General features: G+C 65.5%; 15 protein-coding genes. 8 read left to right on the top strand and 7 right to left on the bottom strand.

The features are described 5' to 3' along the window. Positions 1 to 69: 69 nt before the first annotated feature. Positions 70 to 531 (bottom strand): MarR family winged helix-turn-helix transcriptional regulator, encoded by a 462-nt coding sequence (locus BDD16_RS09365; RefSeq protein WP_246332503.1) that lies wholly within the window; start codon positions 529 to 531, stop codon positions 70 to 72. A 50-nt stretch (positions 532 to 581) separates the two neighbouring features. Between BDD16_RS09365 and BDD16_RS09360 the strand changes: the two genes are divergently transcribed. Both BDD16_RS09360 and BDD16_RS09355 read left to right on the top strand, forming a co-directional pair. Then, entirely contained in the window at positions 582 to 1325 is a 744-nt protein-coding gene (locus BDD16_RS09360; RefSeq protein ID WP_179633695.1) for a siderophore-interacting protein, read from the top strand. 41 nt (positions 1326 to 1366) lie between these two features. Further along, positions 1367 to 2671 carry a PQQ-dependent sugar dehydrogenase gene (locus BDD16_RS09355; RefSeq protein WP_179633694.1) on the top strand — a complete coding sequence of 435 codons (1305 nt, stop codon included), beginning with the start codon at positions 1367 to 1369 and terminating at the stop codon, positions 2669 to 2671. A gap of 18 nt (positions 2672 to 2689) precedes the next feature. Here BDD16_RS09355 and BDD16_RS09350 read toward each other — a convergent pair whose 3' ends face one another. Then, positions 2690 to 3007: a 2TM domain-containing protein gene (locus BDD16_RS09350; RefSeq protein WP_179633693.1), complete on the bottom strand. Its 318-nt coding sequence runs from the start codon at positions 3005 to 3007 to the stop codon at positions 2690 to 2692. Between the two features lie 148 nt (positions 3008 to 3155). After that, the gene (locus BDD16_RS09345; protein ID WP_179633692.1) at positions 3156 to 3890 is read right to left on the bottom strand and encodes a tRNA-uridine aminocarboxypropyltransferase; all 735 of its coding nucleotides are present in this window, start codon (positions 3888 to 3890) and stop codon (positions 3156 to 3158) included. 187 nt (positions 3891 to 4077) lie between these two features. Here BDD16_RS09345 and BDD16_RS09340 point away from each other — a divergent pair, with 187 nt between their 5' ends. Continuing rightward, the gene (locus BDD16_RS09340) at positions 4078 to 4590 is read left to right on the top strand and encodes a ferritin-like domain-containing protein (protein WP_246332740.1); all 513 of its coding nucleotides are present in this window, start codon (positions 4078 to 4080) and stop codon (positions 4588 to 4590) included. Positions 4591 to 4636: 46 nt separating this feature from the next. After that, entirely contained in the window at positions 4637 to 5752 is a 1116-nt protein-coding gene (locus tag BDD16_RS09335; RefSeq protein WP_246332502.1) for an alpha/beta fold hydrolase, read from the top strand. Positions 5753 to 5775: 23 nt separating this feature from the next. Here the strand turns inward: BDD16_RS09335 and BDD16_RS09330 are convergent, their stop codons facing one another. Further along, positions 5776 to 8124, bottom strand: coding sequence for a DUF8189 domain-containing protein (locus BDD16_RS09330; protein WP_218897755.1), 2349 nt, complete (start codon positions 8122 to 8124; stop codon positions 5776 to 5778). A gap of 267 nt (positions 8125 to 8391) precedes the next feature. Between BDD16_RS09330 and BDD16_RS09325 the strand changes: the two genes are divergently transcribed. The 4 genes from BDD16_RS09325 (at position 8392) to BDD16_RS09310 (ending at position 11441) form a co-directional block, all read left to right on the top strand. Then, the gene (locus BDD16_RS09325) at positions 8392 to 8550 is read left to right on the top strand and encodes a hypothetical protein (RefSeq protein ID WP_179633690.1); all 159 of its coding nucleotides are present in this window, start codon (positions 8392 to 8394) and stop codon (positions 8548 to 8550) included. Positions 8551 to 8610: 60 nt separating this feature from the next. Further along, positions 8611 to 9681 carry a ribosome small subunit-dependent GTPase A gene (rsgA, locus tag BDD16_RS09320; protein WP_179633689.1) on the top strand — a complete coding sequence of 357 codons (1071 nt, stop codon included), beginning with the start codon at positions 8611 to 8613 and terminating at the stop codon, positions 9679 to 9681. Positions 9682 to 9772: 91 nt separating this feature from the next. Beyond that, a protein-coding gene (locus BDD16_RS09315; RefSeq protein ID WP_375139092.1) for an IS3 family transposase occupies positions 9773 to 10974 on the top strand; the annotation gives its coding sequence in 2 pieces (ribosomal slippage) (positions 9773 to 10061 and positions 10061 to 10974; 1203 coding nt in all). A gap of 41 nt (positions 10975 to 11015) precedes the next feature. Next, a complete protein-coding gene (locus BDD16_RS09310) occupies positions 11016 to 11441 on the top strand; it encodes a VOC family protein (RefSeq protein ID WP_310732820.1) in 426 nt (141 codons plus the stop codon). A 260-nt stretch (positions 11442 to 11701) separates the two neighbouring features. Here the strand turns inward: BDD16_RS09310 and BDD16_RS09305 are convergent, their stop codons facing one another. The 3 genes from BDD16_RS09305 to glmS all read right to left on the bottom strand — a co-directional run bounded on the left by BDD16_RS09305 (position 11702) and on the right by glmS (position 16036). Then, positions 11702 to 12796, bottom strand: coding sequence for a hypothetical protein (locus tag BDD16_RS09305; protein ID WP_179633688.1), 1095 nt, complete (start codon positions 12794 to 12796; stop codon positions 11702 to 11704). Further along, a complete protein-coding gene (locus BDD16_RS09300) occupies positions 12797 to 13924 on the bottom strand; it encodes a hypothetical protein (protein ID WP_179633687.1) in 1128 nt (375 codons plus the stop codon). A gap of 249 nt (positions 13925 to 14173) precedes the next feature. Next, complete coding sequence (gene glmS / locus BDD16_RS09295; RefSeq protein ID WP_179633686.1) at positions 14174 to 16036, bottom strand: glutamine--fructose-6-phosphate transaminase (isomerizing); 1863 nt, start codon at positions 16034 to 16036, stop codon at positions 14174 to 14176. Between the last annotated feature and the right edge of the window lie 111 nt (positions 16037 to 16147).

Below are 16147 nucleotides of genomic sequence, written 5' to 3'. Positions count from 1 at the left end.
CGTGGGCAAGCGGGTTCTCCACGCCAGCAGCGCCGTGACAAGCTGCCGCGGACCGCGCGGCAGAGTGCTTCAGCCCTTTGGCGCCGCCAGGTTCTGCCGCACCCGCTGCAGCAGCGCGAGCAGCTGGCCCTGTTCCTCAGCGCTCAGACCCGCCACCGCCTGCACCGCCAGGTGCGCGGACGCCTGCTCCAGCGCGTCCAGCACCGCGCGCCCCTGCGCCGTCAGCGCCAGCCGCACGCTGCGCCGGTCGACCGTGTCGGCCTGCGCGTCCAGCAGTCCTTGTTCGCGCAGGCCCTTGATGAGCCGGGCGAGCTGCGCCTTGTCGCGCCCGCTGTGCTGGGCCAGGTCGGTCTGGGTCGCGCCGGGGTGGCGCCCGAAGAAGCCGAGCACCTTGGTCTCCATGTGCGTGATGGTGTGGGGCCCGTCGCGCAGCACCTGGTATTGCTGCGAGCGCACCTGGTGCATGACCGTGTGGATCAGCTCCAGCACGTGCTCGGGTTCAGCCCCGCCCGAATGGTTGACATTGTCCATTGATTTGCGCATCATGGATGACATTATCAACCATTCAGACCCAAGAACCCATGGCCTCTGACCATCCCGCCAGCCGCGTCCAGCGCGTGCGCCACGAACTGCGCCGCCGCGACCTGACCGTCCTGAGCGTCGACACGCCCACCCCCGGCTTCCGCCGCATCACCTTCACCGGCGCCGAACTCGCCGGCTTCACCAGCGCCTCGTTCGACGACCACGTCAAGCTCTTCCTCGACGCCGCGGACGGCGGCGAGCCGGTGCGCCGCGACTACACGCCCCGGCAATACGACGCGGCAGCCGGCACGCTGGCGATCGAGTTCGCGCTGCACGGCGACGGCCCGGCCGCCCACTGGGCCACGCAGGCCACGCCCGGCCAGCGCGCCACCATCGGCGGGCCGCGTGGCTCCTTCATCATCCCCACCGACTTCGACTGGCACCTGCTGGCCGGCGACGAGACCGCCCTGCCCGCGGTCGCCCGCCGGCTGGAGGAGTTGCCCGCCGGCACCCGCGCCTTCGCCGTGCTGCACGTGACAGATGCGGCCGACCGGCGCGCGCTGCCGAGCGCGGCCAGCGTGCAGGTGCAGTGGGTCGACAGCGGCGCCGCGCTGGTCGAGGCCGTGCGCGCACTGGACCTGCCCGGCGGCGAGGGCTTCGCCTGGGGTGCGGGCGAAGCGGGCGCGATGGCGGCGCTGCGGCGCGTGCTGGTCGACGAGCGGGGGCTGGACCGCCAGGCGGTGCGGGTCTCGGCCTACTGGAAGCAAGGCGCCACGGCGCACCACGAGCACATCGAAACTTGACGCGGATTAACATGCCCCCTCCCCAGAAGAGGAGTGGTGCCATGAGTTCGTCGAACGTGCTTGCCCAGATCGTTGCATTGGCCGGCAGTGCCGCCATCCGCTGGCGCCGCCGGCAAGGCCCGGCGCCAGCGCAGGCCGTCGGCACCGCACCGACCATCCCCGAAGCGCGCCCGCAGGGCCGCATGCCGACACTGAAGATGCCCACCGCCCGCGGCTGGGCGCCCGGCCAGAAGCCGGTGGCCGCCGCCGGTCTGCAGGTCAACGCCTTCGCCACCGGCCTCGACCACCCGCGCTGGATGCTGGTGCTGCCCAATGGCGATGTCACCGTCGCCGAGGCCTGCTTCCTGCCGGGCGAGGTCAATTCGCTGTTCGACCACGCGATGGTCAGCACGATGAAACGCGCCGCCGCCACCGGCATCAGCCCGAACCGCATCACCCTGCTGCGCGACACCGACCGCGACGGCGTGGCCGAGACCCGCGAGACCTTCCTGTCCGGCCTGAGCCAGCCCTTCGGCATGGCACTGCTGGGCGAGACCTTCTACGTGGGCAACACCGACGGCGTGGTGGCCTTTCCCTACACGCCGGGCGCGCTGCGGATCCACGCCACCGGCCGGCCCGTGGCCTCGTTCAAGCCCGGCGGCCACTGGACCCGCAGCCTGCTGCCCAGTCCGGACGGCCGCACGCTCTACGCCGGCGTCGGCTCGCTGAGCAACATCGCCGAGAACGGCTTCGAGGTCGAGCAAGGCCGCGCCTGCATCTACGCCATCGACCTCGCCACCGGCCGCAGCCGCACCTTCGCCGCCGGTCTGCGCAACCCAGTCGGACTGGCGTGGGAGCCGACGACGCAGGCGCTGTGGACGGTGGTCAACGAGCGCGATGGCCTGGGCGATGAAACCCCGCCGGACTACCTCACCTCCGTGCGCGACGGTGGTTTCTACGGCTGGCCGTACAGCTACTGGGGCGGCACGGTGGACGACCGCGTGCCGCAGGACGCCGCCGCCGTCGCGCGCGCCATCGCCCCCGACTACGCGCTCGGCGGCCACACGGCGTCGCTCGGCCTGTGCTGGATGCCGGCCGGCACGCTGCCCGGTTTTCCCGACGGCATGGTCATCGGCCAGCACGGTTCCTGGAACCGCAGCACGCTCAGCGGCTATCGGGTGCTCTTCATTCCCTTCGCCGGCGGCAAACCGTCCGGCCCGCCGCGCGACATCCTGAGCGGCTTCCTCGCGCCGGACGAATCGGTGTCCTACGGGCGGCCGGTCGGCGTGACGATCGGGGCGGATGGCCGCAGCCTGCTGGTGGCCGACGATGTGGGCAACGCGATCTGGCGGGTCACGGCCGCCTGATTCAGCCCCAGCGACCGCTCAACCGTGGTCGCGCAGGCGCTCGACTTCACGGGCCACCATCCGGTCCCGCAACCCCTGGGTGTGCAGGCGGGTGAACACCACGGTGCCGTGGATCGCCAGACCGAGCCCCCAGCCCCACAGCGGCATGTGCAGCCCACGTTCGCCGCCGGTGACCGCGTGCAGGGTGAGCAGCCCCAGATTGACCAGCGTGAACACCAGCGCGTGGATGAAAAACCCCATCTTCAGCTTCACGCGGCGGCGCGCCTGCTGCTGCAACCGTGCTTCCGGGGTGTCCAGGGCGGCCGGGGCATGGACGTTGACATGGGCGGTGTGCATGGCAAACCTTTCTGGTCGGCGAGACCGTGTGGGGAAGGAAGGAATGCCTGCAGTCTGGACCGGTCGGGCCTGGCGGACCAGCCCCTTGCGATGAAGCGTCGATCCGGCAGGCCGAAGTGCATTGGCGCGGCGCGAACGGCGCCGCCGCTCAGGGGCAGAGCGCCCGCAGCCGCTGGTGCGCGGCGTCGTCCAGATCGGCCGGCACGCTCTGCCGGGCGCGCAGGTAGCGGCTGCTGAACACATCGAGCCAGGCTTCCAGCACCTGCGCCGCGTGCGTGTCGCCGGCCATGGCCAGGCACAGCGTGGCCACCTCCGAGGTGCAGAAGTGGTGCGCGTGCGTGGAGCGGCGCAGCCGGTAGCGGGACAGCTGGTCGGGGTGCAGGCTCAGCACGGGAAACCGGTTCAGCCACGGGCTCTTGCGGAAGATCTTGCAGGCCTCGGACCAGGTGCCGTCCAGCAGGATGAACAGCGGACGCGCGCCCGCCCCGCCCTCCGGCCCCGTGGGTGGCAGCTCGGTCACCACCCGCTCGGGCGCAGCGAACTCGGCCGGGAACACCAGCACCGGCTGCCACTGCGGATCGTCCAGCAGCGCCAGCAGCACCGGGTCCACGGCGACCCGCGACCAGGCGAACGCCAGCGTGTCCGGCACGACATCGGCGACCAGCCAGCCGGTGTTGCTCGGCTTGAGCGGCTCGAACGCGGCCATCAGCAGGCAGAAGCCGGCGCGGGTCGGCACCACCGGCTGCAGCGCGCACAGACAGTGGCTCGGGATCAGGCGGCAACGGGGGCAGCGGGCCTTGCGCGGCTCGCCGCGGTCGAGGTGCGGGCGGGTGGGGCTGGTCGCGAGGCAGGTGGCGCGCAGGCGGGCGACGGCGTGGGGCATGGCGGGGAGTCTACGGGGCCGTGGCGAAGGCCCGCACCCGCCGCGTCTGTTGCTCAGCACACAGACGCGCACCGCACAAGCGCCGAGACTTTGAAGCACCCGTCCACCCTTGGAGTTCCACATGACCCATCCGACCCTCGCCACGGTTCTTGACCCGAAGGCCTCCGGAGCGCAGGCCGGTCCGCGCATGGTGCTGGACCTGAAGGCCCTCGAAGGAGCGAAGCGCAGTCTGGACCAAGGCGCGGTGACGCCGCACTACGGACCTTGGCGCACCGACATCATCCAGTTGCTGAACGACGCCCTCGCCACGGAACTGGTGTGCGCACTGCGCTACAAGCGCCACCATTTCACCGCGCAGGGCCTGGCGTCGCCCAAGATCGCCGAAGAGTTCCTGGTGCACGCCAACGAGGAGACGGAACACGCCGACCTGCTGGCCAGGCGGATCGTCCAGCTCGGCGGCAAGCCGGACTTCTCGCCCGATTCGCTGACGCGGCGCAGCCATGCCGCCTATGACGACTCCGAAGACCTGACGGCGATGATCCGGGCCAACCTGATCGCCGAACGGGTCGCCATCGAGGCCTACAGCCAGATGGTCGCGCTGATCGGCGACAAGGACTCGACGACGCGCCGGCTCATCGAGGACATCCTGAGCGCCGAGCAAGCCCATGCCGAAGAGCTGCGCGACTGGCTGTCGGCCTGACTGACGTCCGCCACCCCGTGATCTGCATCCGTCTCAGGAGAACGCCATGACCCCATCCGCCACCGCATCGTCCAGCCCCGCACCGGCCGACGAAGACCTGGCCAGCCAGGCCCTTCCCGGCCATGGCATTCCGTCGCAGGACCCCGACCCCGCCGCACAGACCGCGCTCGATCCGCAGGACGCCAGGCGCGAGGCCAACTCGGTGCTGATGGGCGGCGGCGTGGTGGCGGGCATGGCGACGGGCGCTGCCATCGGCGTCGCGGTCGCCGGCCCGCTCGGCGTGGTGGTCGGGGCCACGCTGGGGGCGGTGGCCGGTGCGCTGGGGGGCGCGGCGGCTGGAGCGGCGGAGGCGCCGGCGGACAGCGTCCACCTGCACATCGACGACAGCGGCGGCGGTGGCCGGCCGGTGGTGCTGATCCACGGCTGGCCGCTGTCGGCCGAGGCCTGGGCGCCCCAGGTGTCGGTGCTGCGGGCGGCCGGCTACCGCGTGGTGGCCTATGACCGCCGGGGCTTCGGCCGCTCCGACAAGCCGGAGTCCGGGTATGGCTACGACACGCTGGCTGACGACCTGCAGCGCGTGCTGGACCAGTGCGGCCTGCAGGACGTGACGCTGGTGGGCTTCTCGATGGGCGGCGGCGAGGTGGCGCGCTACATCGACCGGAGCGGCGAGTCGCGCCTGCACAGCGTGGTGTTTGCCTCGGCCGTGCCGCCCTGTCTGATGCAGTCGGCCGACAACCCCGACGGCCCGCTCGCGCCCGACGTGGCCCAGCGCAAGAAGCAGGCGCTCCGGGACGACCGCGGCGCCTTCTTCGAGCAGTTCACGCGGGACTTCTTCTCCGCCCAGGGCGTGCTGCAGGTCAGCGAAGCGCAACGCGGCGCCGCGCTCGCGCTGTGCCACCAGTCCGCACCACACGCCGCGCTGGCCTGCATGGACGCGTTCAGCACGACCGACTTCCGCGGTGACCTGAAGAAGGTGACCGTGCCCACGCTGGTGATCCACGGTGACGCGGACGCCATCGTGCCCATCGAAGCCTCGGGCCTGCGCACCCACCGCGCCGTGCACAACAGCCAGCTGGTGCGGATAGCCGGTGCGCCGCACGGGGTGAATGTGTCGCACGCGCCGGTGTTCAACGAGGCGCTGCTGGCGTTCCTGCAGCGCTGAAGCGGCGCAGTCTGCGTGCCCGCCTAGTCGTACCACCGATGCCACATCGCGTGGTCACCGCCAATGGCGAAGACATCGATGCGGTTCGAGATCCACGAGACGGCGGCCGGGTTCGAGTAGAGGTTGCCGCCGAGGTCCTCCCAGCCGCTCCAGCTGCCGCTGAACCACTTGTGGTACAGGTGCCGGTCGTTGCCGACGACGAAGGTGTCCAGCCGGCCCGGCGCCCACGACGACACGCCCACCCCGTCGGTGCAGAAGCCGCCCAGGCTCTCCCAGCCCTTCCAGGCGGCGCCGTCCCACCAGCGGTGCCACATCGCGTGGTCGCCGCCAATGGCGAAGACGTCGATGCGGTTCGGACCCCACGAGACCGCGGTCGGGTTCGAGTAGAGATTGCCGCCGAGGTCCTCCCAGCCGCTCCAGGCTCCGTTGAACCACTTGTGGTACAGGTGCCGGTCATTGCCGACGACGAAGCAGTCCAGCCGGCCCGGTGCCCACGACGACACGCCCACCCCGTCGGTGCAGAAGCCGCCCAGGCTCTCCCAGCCCTTCCAGGCGGTGCCGTCCCACCAGCGGTGCCACATCGCGTGGTCGCCGCCAATGGCGAAGACATCGATGCGGTTCGGACCCCACGAGACCGCCGCCGGGTTCGAGTAGAGGTTGCCGCCCAGATCCTCCCAGCCGCTCCAGCTGCCGTTGAACCACTTGTGGTACAGGTGCCGGTCGTTGCCGACGACGAAGGTGTCCAGCCGGCCCGGTGCCCACGACGACACGCCCACCCCATCGGTGCAGAAGCCGCCCAGGCTCTCCCAGCCCTTCCACGTGGCCGGCACGTTCACTGCGGCAAACGCGGCGCCGGCCCGGATGATCCCGGAGCCCGCGTGCTGGTCAAAGCCGCCCGGACCGATGTCCTTCGCGGTGGACTTCAGCACCGCCTTCACCTGGTCCTGCGACAGCGACGGCCTGGTCTGCTTCAGCAGCGCGACCACCCCCGCGGCGATCGGCGTCGCGGCCGAGGTCCCGCTGTCGCTGGTGAAGAACCCCGTGAAGTGCGTGACCGAGCAGAAGTCGGGCTTGTTCGGGTCGAGCGCCGCCGGGCCCTGGCTGCTGTAGCCCACGAACTGCTCGTTCTTGTTCACGGCCCCCACGGTCATGACACGCGGGTGGCCGTTCGCACCCCAGATGCTCTTGCCCGGCCCGCTGTCGGGACCGCAGCGCCCGTCGGGACAGGTGCCGCCGCAGTTGCCGGCGGCAAAGAGCACGAGGATGCCTTCGTCGATGGCTTCGATGACCTTGCGGGTGAACGGGTGGTTCGGGTTCGTCGTGTAGTCGGGGGCCCAGCTCTTCTGGAACATCCCCCAGCTGTTCGAGAGCACGTGTGGCGTGCCGTCGGCCTGGTGCCGGTCGATGGCCCACTGGAACGCGGACAGCGCCACCGACAGCGTGGCGTCGTTGCTGGCTGCGCCGGAGATGCGCAGGTCGTAGAGCTGCGCATTGGGCGCCATGCCCAGCACGTCGGTGCCGCACATCATCCCGTGGTCGCTCCACGCGGCGGCCGTGGTGCCCCAGTCGGCCGCGGGGAACCCGCCGATCACGCGGCCCAGCGTCGGCCGGCCCGCTTCGGCCGCCTTGATCGGGCGCCCGTTTCCGCGGATGCCCCCATCGACCACCCCCACCACGATGCCATCGCCACGCTTGCCGGCAGCCCAGATGGCATTGACGCCCAGGTACGCGGCCACGTCGCCGATCGTGCCCTTGGGGGTGCCGGGCGCGCAGTCGCAGGTCCCGATCGGGCACACGGCCATGCCTTCGAGCAGTTGCGTCGGCGGTGGCAGCGGCCGCTCGGTGTCGGCGTCGGCGTCGGGGACGCTCGCCGGCTCGACGTCGAGGACAGCGCCGAAGGGCTCGATCCGGCCGTCGGACCAGACGGCCACCACGTTGGGATCGGCCTTCAGCGCCTCGATTTGCGCCGGATCGACGAAGCCCCGCACGATGATGGTCGCCTCCGTCGGCGCATCCGCTTCGCTGCCGGGGCTGCGCGTGCCGGAGGCGGTGGGCGACGCCTTCATCGGCACGGGGTCGAACGTCGAATCGAACGCCAGGCCCGGCAGCGCCCCGGCGACATCGGCCATGGCGCGGGCGGTCGATGCCGCGGCGCGCAACTCCACCAGCACCCGAACGTCTTGCCCGCCGCCCGCCGTGGTCGGGCCGGAGTCCATCACGCCGACCGGCATCTCGCCGTGCGCGGTCTCGGTCCCGGTCGACGTCGGGATCGCTTGAGGCAGTCCTTGGGACGCACTCATCTGGCTCGAAGGCATGGATTGACCAGCGGCTCCGGCGTCCATCGTGGCGACCGGCATGTCTGTCTTGCTCATATCAACTCCAGCTAGGTGATACGTGGCCTGTGGCAGGCGAAGCTTTGACACATGGGTCGGACACAGGCGACAACGGGGGAGATCCATCCCGCCTGCGCACCATACGCGCCTGTACCAGCCTGTCATCGGCTAACTTGAGGATGCGGCGCGTGGTGTCGACTGGCGCGGGACAGGCGTTGCCGGCCGGGATCGGTACCGCCAAGGATCGACAACGCGGCGGAACTCGGGCAGGCTTTTGCCATTGTGTTGTGCGTCAGGAGAACCGAGATGGCCAGCAAGCACACCATCTGCCTCTGGTACGACGCCGCGCGCTTCTACGCCGAAACCGACCGACGGTGGGACGCGGTCATCGGCAACGGCGGGCAGGCGAGCCAGTTGCAAGAGAGAACGATGGTCGCCATGTCCGATCCCCAAGTGGACGGCTGAAGTCGGGGACACCTGTTGCACAGCGGCTTGCAGCACCACTCCTTCTACGACACGTTGATCATGAAACTGATTGAATTGGGTTTGGATCACGGGCTGGCGGGCCCGGCCAGTGAACTGGCGGCGCTGGAACTGTCTCCGGCCCGGGTCACCGCGGTTGACCGCAGTCGCTACCTCGTGCGTAACGGGGAGGGCGAGGTGCCCGCCGAGCTGACGGGCAAGCTGCTGCACCTGGCGGAGTCTTCGGTCGACCTGCCTTGTGTGGGCGACTGGGTGGGCGTGCGCTACCGTGATGCCGGCACCCAGGCGAGCATCCACAGCGTGCTGCCGCGGCGTTCTTTCCTGCGGCGCAAGGCTGCGGGGCGGGATGTCGAGTTCCAGATGATCGCCGCCAATATCGACGCGGCGTTCATCGTGCAGTCGTGCCACTTCGATTTCAACATTCCCCGGCTCGAGCGCTACCTGGTGATGGCGCGGGACGGCCATATCGAGCCCGTGGTGCTGCTGACGAAGACGGATCTGATCCACCCGGAAGCGCTGGAGCGCCTGATCGGGCAGATACGGCGGGTGGCTGTGGATGCCCAGGTGGTCTGCGTGAGCAACGTGACGGGCGAAGGCGTGGACCAGGTTCGCGCACTCATGGCGCCGGGCAAGACCTATTGCCTGCTGGGCTCATCGGGCGTGGGCAAGACGACACTGATCAACCGTTTGCTGGGCGACGGGGATCTGGAAACCCGCGAGGTCAGCCACACGGGGGAGGGGCGCCACACCACCACGCGGCGCCACCTGATCCTGCTGGCAAACGGGGCGCTGCTGATCGACATGCCTGGCATGCGAGAACTGGGCCTGCTGGGCGCAGGCGTTGGCATCGAAGAAACGTTTGCCGACCTCGCTGCGCTGGCGGGCCAGTGCCGCTTTCCCGACTGCACCCATGACAGTGAACCGGGTTGTGCGGTGCGTGCGGCGGTTGAACGGAACGAAATCAGCGAAAAGCACCTGCGGAACTACCTGAAGCTGCGCAAGGAGTCGGCGTTCCACGACCTGTCACTGACCGAACGACGCAACAAGGACAAGGCATTCGGGCGTTTCATCCACACCTACAAGAAACACAAGGGGGGCCCGGACCAGGATTAGCGCAGACCGATGAGGAGTAGACGGCCGGGTCGAACAGCGACACGCATTGCCTGTCCTGGTCTAATGATTTCGCACACACCGATAGGTGGAAATCACCTGGACAACGAACGTGACGAACACGAAACGAAGAGTCTTTGACGCGAGCTTCAAGCTGCAGATCGTGCAGATGATCCGGTCGCAGGGCCTGGGCATTGGCGAGGTCTGCCGGGACATGAAGCTGGGCGAGACGGCGGTGCGGCGCTGGCTGGCACAGGCCGATGCGGAACAGCTGGGGCAGCCTGGCATCGGCAAGCCGTTGACGGCGGAGCACCAGCGCATCCGCCAGCTCGAAGCCGAGAACAAGCAACTCCGGGGCGACGTAGAAGTTTTAAAAAAAGCATCGGCCTTCTTTGCCCGGGAACTGCGATGAGCTTCAAGCTCGTCGGGCAACTGCAAGAGAAGGCCGCGGTGGTGGAGCAGGTTTGCCGGGTGCTGGGCATCAGCCGCTCGGGCTACTACGCGGCCCGCAGGCGCAGCCGAATGCAGCCGGCGGTGTGCGAGGCCAGCGTGCAACTGAAGGCGGCATTTGCGGCCAGCGGCGGGGCGTACGGCAGCCGACGGCTGCGCACGGCGGTGGCCTCGCGTGGCATCGTCATGGGGATCTACCGCGTGCGCCGTTTGATGTGCCAGCATGGTCTGCGCTCGACGTGGAAGCGCAAGTTCGTGCACACGACCGACAGCAAACACGCGCTGCCGATCTCGCCCAATGTGCTGGCCCGACAGTTCAACCCGACGCGGCCCGATCAGGCCTGGGTCGCCGACATCACCTACATCCGCACGCGCAGCGGCTGGCTGTATCTGGCGGTGGTGCTGGACTTGTTTGCGCGCAAGGTGGTGGGCTGGGCGATGGCCCCGGACATGCAGGCCGGGCTGGTGTGCCGGGCGTTGCAACTGGCCATCGTGCAGCGCCAACCTGCGCCGGGCTTGATCGTCCACACGGATCGCGGCAGCCAGTACGCCAGCGCGGCGCATCAGGCGCTGCTGGCCAGACACGGCCTGGTCGGCAGCATGAGCCGCAAGGGCAACTGCTGGGACAACGCGGTGATGGAGCGCTTCTTCCTGAACCTCAAGATGGAGCGCGTCTGGCAGCGCGATTACGCCAACCATGCCGAGGCCACGAGCGACATCGCCGACTACATCGTCAGCTTCTACAACAGCGTGCGTCTGCACTCCACACTGGGCAACTTGCCACCCAATGCCTTCGAGCATCAATCGGCAATCACACAACCTATCGGGCTGTGCGAAATAACTTGACCAGGACAGCCACAGCGGCCCAAGCCGAGCGCCGCGCCTCGATCGCCCTGAGTGCCGCCTGCCGATGTTTGCTGGACGCGGTCCACCGTGCGCCGGGCGACTACCCGATGGGCCAGGAGGGCGATGTCCTGACGGTGGAATTCACCGTGATGGGCATCCCGTGCATCGGCTTGAACGGTGGCCCGATCTTTCCGCACAGCGAAGCCTTCTCGTTCCAGGTGGCGACCGACGACCAGGCCGAAACCGACCGACTGTGGGACGCGATCATCGGCAACGGCGGGCAGGCGAGCCAGTGCGGGAGGTGCAAGGACCGGTGGGGGGTGTCGTGGCAGATCACGCCGCGGGCCTTGATCGCCGCGATCAGTGACCCGGATCCGGCGGCGGCGCGGCGGGCGTTCGGGGCGATGATGGGGATGGGGATGGGGATGGGGAAGATTGATGTGGCGGCGATCGAGGCGGCGCGGTAGGGGTTATGCCTGCGGGGTGTCGGTGCGCAATAAGCGCGGGGAGAGAGTCCCGCTTGGGTTGAACTATGTATGCCGTAACTGGCAGCTTTCAGCCAAGATCTGACATTGGTCATAAAACCGGGACTCGGCAGACACGTTCCCTAGCGACCTGATTGCGGCGACAGATGAACGCAGCGGTGTAGCGACAGGGAGCGGCCCCTCTTCCTCTCCGTCGTGCGCACAAATCGCAACGCGATTACGTAATCACGTTGTGCGTGCCACTATCGCTTAAAAACATTGGAAAGCAACTCCATTAGCAATGGCTCCCCAACTGTGTGAACAAAATCATCGTCAGCTGCCGACAGTACGCACTCTCCAATCGAAGCATGTGCAATAGCGCATCGAAATCTATAAATAGTGAACGCCAACGATTTCTGTAGATTCTCAAGCGACCATCCAAGCTTCCTGGATTTATCCACAAAATGAGACTCAGTAAAGGAAGTCGCAGCCGCAGTCAGGAAGAGCTGAAACTTCGAATGATCGTCTTTAAATCGCCAAGGAAATCCATCTTTCTCGTACTCAAAAAGCAATTCCAGAAATCGCGCACGAAAGGGTCCGCTGTCGAACGCACGGCCCAGCGCCTCAGACAGAGTCCTCTCGTCTTTCCAATATTTCATAACCAGTCGCAGCAACCTTGAAGATTCGCCATGATCAAAGCTCGCTAACAGCTTCCCGACACGCTTTAAATCGCTTGGAAGCGCCTTTATTTCTTCGACAAGGTCATAGTCAAAACTGAGCTCTAGAAGGTGATAAAGCGCCAAGAACCGCTCCAAGGCGGACGAGGCACTGTTAGCACGAGATGCCTCAGACTGATGAAAGGCAGTAGGGAGACGGAGCCCGGGAAACGCCGTCAGTTGGGTGCACTTGCTGAGAGAGTGCACAGGGACATTATCGTGATAAAAGCCGCCCCAAATGTGGCTTGAGTCCTTAAAGCTGGAGACATACCGATGATACAAACCACGGAAGACCACAACGTAATCTTTGCGATATCTATAGGTGCCCGCATCAATTTCCTCATGATCGCTTGCGCTGGCGTCAGCGAGGAACGCAGCAACATACATTGAGGATGCCTCTGTGTAACGGTAGCCCTCATCTGCTGTTGTCAGCAAAAAACATAGGCCTTTATCTTTCGGGCGATCCGAAAAAAGTATCTCGTGAATCTCGTTTCTTTCAAATCGTGGGCTAGTGTAGCTGACATTCAGTGCAACCCACCCATCGACGGCACAACCGAGGTTGAAAGAGCCAACGGTCAGAGATGAATCGATTCCGAGCTCAACGCCAGCAGCACTTAAATCAATGTATTCCGCAAACAACATTTACTCGGCCTCACGCGCCCAAATGTCAGCAAGTTGAGTTCGACCTTCGTCCCTGAAAAACTCTTTGAAAACGACCAATATTAATTTCCGCGTAGCGTACCCAATATTTGTTTTACGACTCGGAAAGCCGGAAATAATTTTCTGAAAGGAATCCAACCCGAGAGGCACGTCGGACTGCGCCGTCAAGATTGACTGCCTAAGATTATCTAAGGCATCATTGATTCTGGACCTTCTTTCGCCATTGGAGCCAAAGTCAGAAACCGCGGCAAAGAATGCATTTATCGTATTTTCGTTGCCTAGCCAGCTTAATGCGCTAAGAGCGCCATCTTCTTTTGGTGGACACGACTCGATCGCATCATCAATCAAACAGTACTTCTTAAACACATTAATGAAGTCCAGAAACTGATCACCAAACTGAGATATCTCTTGGTGAAGAACCGATTCTTCTGAAAGACGTTGCGCGACAAGATTTTGTTTTTCTATCTCAGGAGACTTTATTACAAACGCGTGATAGGCACTTGAAATTCTGTCAAGAGCAAATTTTCTTGCCTTGGTTCGCCGCCCCCCGTCTACTTCAGGAACAAGTTCAAGCCCTGGTATTTCCCTTTCGAGAACATCCTTAAGACTGAGGGACAGTATTTCAATTTGATGCCGCATCGACATCGGTTTTTGACCCGCATTGAGGACAATAATTCGATAGATGAGGTGCCGTAAATCAGGTTCAGCACGAATTTCAAGATGGACGGTTTGATTGGCAGGAAATTTGTGACCAGAATCCAATAGATCACGGAGTATGTAGGTTCGTTGAAGCCCATCAAGGATATTCAACGGCAAAGCGGCGAGTAGTGCATCCCGTACTGTATCGTTGTTGCCGCTTTCGTATGCAGCCATGACTCTTTGCACTTTATCGATAGATACCGCCAGAGTAATCGTCGGAAGTAACGTACCGCTAACAATATCGTCTTTCATTTGGGTGTAAGCGGAAAACTTCTCCCTTCTGCGTTGAATAGAGAACTCGAAAAACTTGTCCCCGACTACCTTCAGATAGTCATCGATTGAACATTGGGCGTAGATGACGGGCGTATTCGTGCGCAAGTCATACTGTGTTCCGAGAATATCTAATTTCACACTGGCTCCGTTAAAGTGAGAATCATGCGACGGATTTTAAGCACAGTCAGGTGGGATTGACATCACTTAAAGACTGCCGAGGCTGAGGGAAGAACAAATTAGTACGCTCCAGAGCACCAAGCAGCGATTAGAGTGACCAGGACCGCTGCAAAGTCGACACCGAAAGAACTAGCCCACAGTGCAGACACACTGCCCAAAAAAAAGGGCCCGAAGGCCCTTTCTATATCGACGCAATCCGGTCGGCTCCGCTCACTCCACCGTGACGCTCTTCGCCAGATTCCGCGGCTTGTCCACATCCGTCCCCCGCGCACACGCCGTGTGATACGCCAGCATCTGCAGCGGCACGACGTGCAGGATCGGGCTCAGCGCGCCGTAGTGCTCCGGCATGCGGATGACGTGGACGCCCGGCTCGTTCTCGATGCGCGTGTCGGCATCGGCGAAGACGAACAGCTCGCCGCCGCGCGCACGGACTTCCTGCATGTTGCTCTTGAGCTTCTCCAGCAACTGGTCATTCGGCGCGATGGTGACGACCGGCATGGCCGCGTCCACCAGCGCCAGCGGGCCGTGCTTCAGCTCGCCGGCCGGGTAGGCCTCGGCGTGGATGTAGCTGATTTCCTTGAGCTTCAGGGCGCCTTCCAGCGCGATCGGGTAGTGGCGGCCACGGCCCAGGAACAGCGCGTTCTGCTTCGGCGTGAACAGCTCGGCCCACGCGATGATCTGCGGCTCCAGCGCCAGCACCGACTGCACGGCGGCCGGCAGGTGGCGCAGGTTGCGCAGCGCGGCGACTTCGCCCGTTTCCGGCAGGTGCCCGCGCTGCTTGGCCAGCACCAGCGTCAGCAGGAACAGCGCCACCAGCTGCGTCGAGAACGCCTTGGTCGAGGCCACGCCGATTTCCGCCCCGGCGTGCGTGATGAACGACAGCTTGCACTCGCGCACCATCGCGCTGGTCGAGACGTTGCAGATGGTCAGCGTCTGCTCCATGCCCTGGGCGCGGGCGTGTTTCAGCGCGGCCAGCGTGTCGGCGGTCTCGCCGCTCTGGCTGATGGTGACGACCAGCGTCTTCGGGTCCGGCACGCTGTCGCGGTAGCGGTATTCGCTGGCGATCTCGACCTGGCACGGGATCTTGGCGATGCTTTCCAGCCAGTACTTGGCGGTCATGCCCGAATACGAGCTGGTGCCGCAGGCGAGGATCAGCACCTTGTCGATCTGGCTGAACACCTCGGCCGCGTCGTCGCCGAACAGGTCCGGGGCAATGCCCTCGACGCCTTCGAGCGTGTCGGCGATGGCGCGCGGCTGCTCGAAGATTTCCTTCTGCATGTAGTGGCGGTACGGGCCCAGTTCGGCCGCGCCGCTGTGGGCGTTGACGGTCTTGACCGGGCGGTCGATGCGTACGCGGGCGCCGCCATCACCCTTGCCGGTGATCCAGTACTTGCCCTGCTGCAGGTCGACCACGTCGCCTTCTTCCAGGTAGACGATCTGGTCGGTCACGCCGGCCAGCGCCATCGCGTCCGAGGCGAGGAAGTTCTCGCCCTTGCCCACGCCCAGCACCAGCGGCGAGCCTTCACGCGCGCCGACGACGCGCAGCGGCTCTTCCTGGCAGAACACCGCGATCGCGTAGGCGCCGCGCAGCTGCGGCAGCGCGCTCTGCACCGCGTCGAACAGGTCGCCCTGGTAGAGCGAGTCGATCAGGTGGGCAATGACCTCGGTGTCGGTCTGGCTGGTGAACTCGTAGCCGCGGGCCTTCAGCTCGGCACGCAGTTCGTCGTGGTTCTCGATGATGCCGTTGTGGACCAGCGCGATGCGGCCGGCCTTGGCGCTCTTGGCATCGAAGCCGGGGCCGTGGCTGAAGTGCGGGTGGGCGTTGTGGACGGCCGGCACGCCGTGGGTGGCCCAGCGGGTGTGGGCGATGCCGACGAGGCCTTCGATGCCGTCCTGCAGGACCATGGCGTCCAGCTCGGCCACGCGCGAGGTGCTGCGCGAGCGGCGCAGCTGGCCGCCCTGGTGCACGGCAACGCCGCAGGAGTCATAACCACGGTACTCGAGGCGCTGCAGACCCTGGAGCAGGATGGGGACGATGTTGCGCTGACTGACGGCGCCGACGATTCCGCACATGGTTGGACTTCCCTTGGCAAACAGTGGATGGAGACAGGCGCCGATCGTAGCGAGCTTGTCGCGCAATGAATGAGCAAAGAATTATCGTTTTCGACGAATTCCTTCGTCTTG

This window comes from Sphaerotilus montanus (assembly GCF_013410775.1).
In the GTDB taxonomy this organism is placed as follows: Bacteria; Pseudomonadota; Gammaproteobacteria; order Burkholderiales; family Burkholderiaceae_C; genus Sphaerotilus; species Sphaerotilus montanus.
The sequence above is the reverse complement of the archived record's forward strand: the minus strand, read 5'-3'. Positions and strand labels throughout refer to the sequence as shown.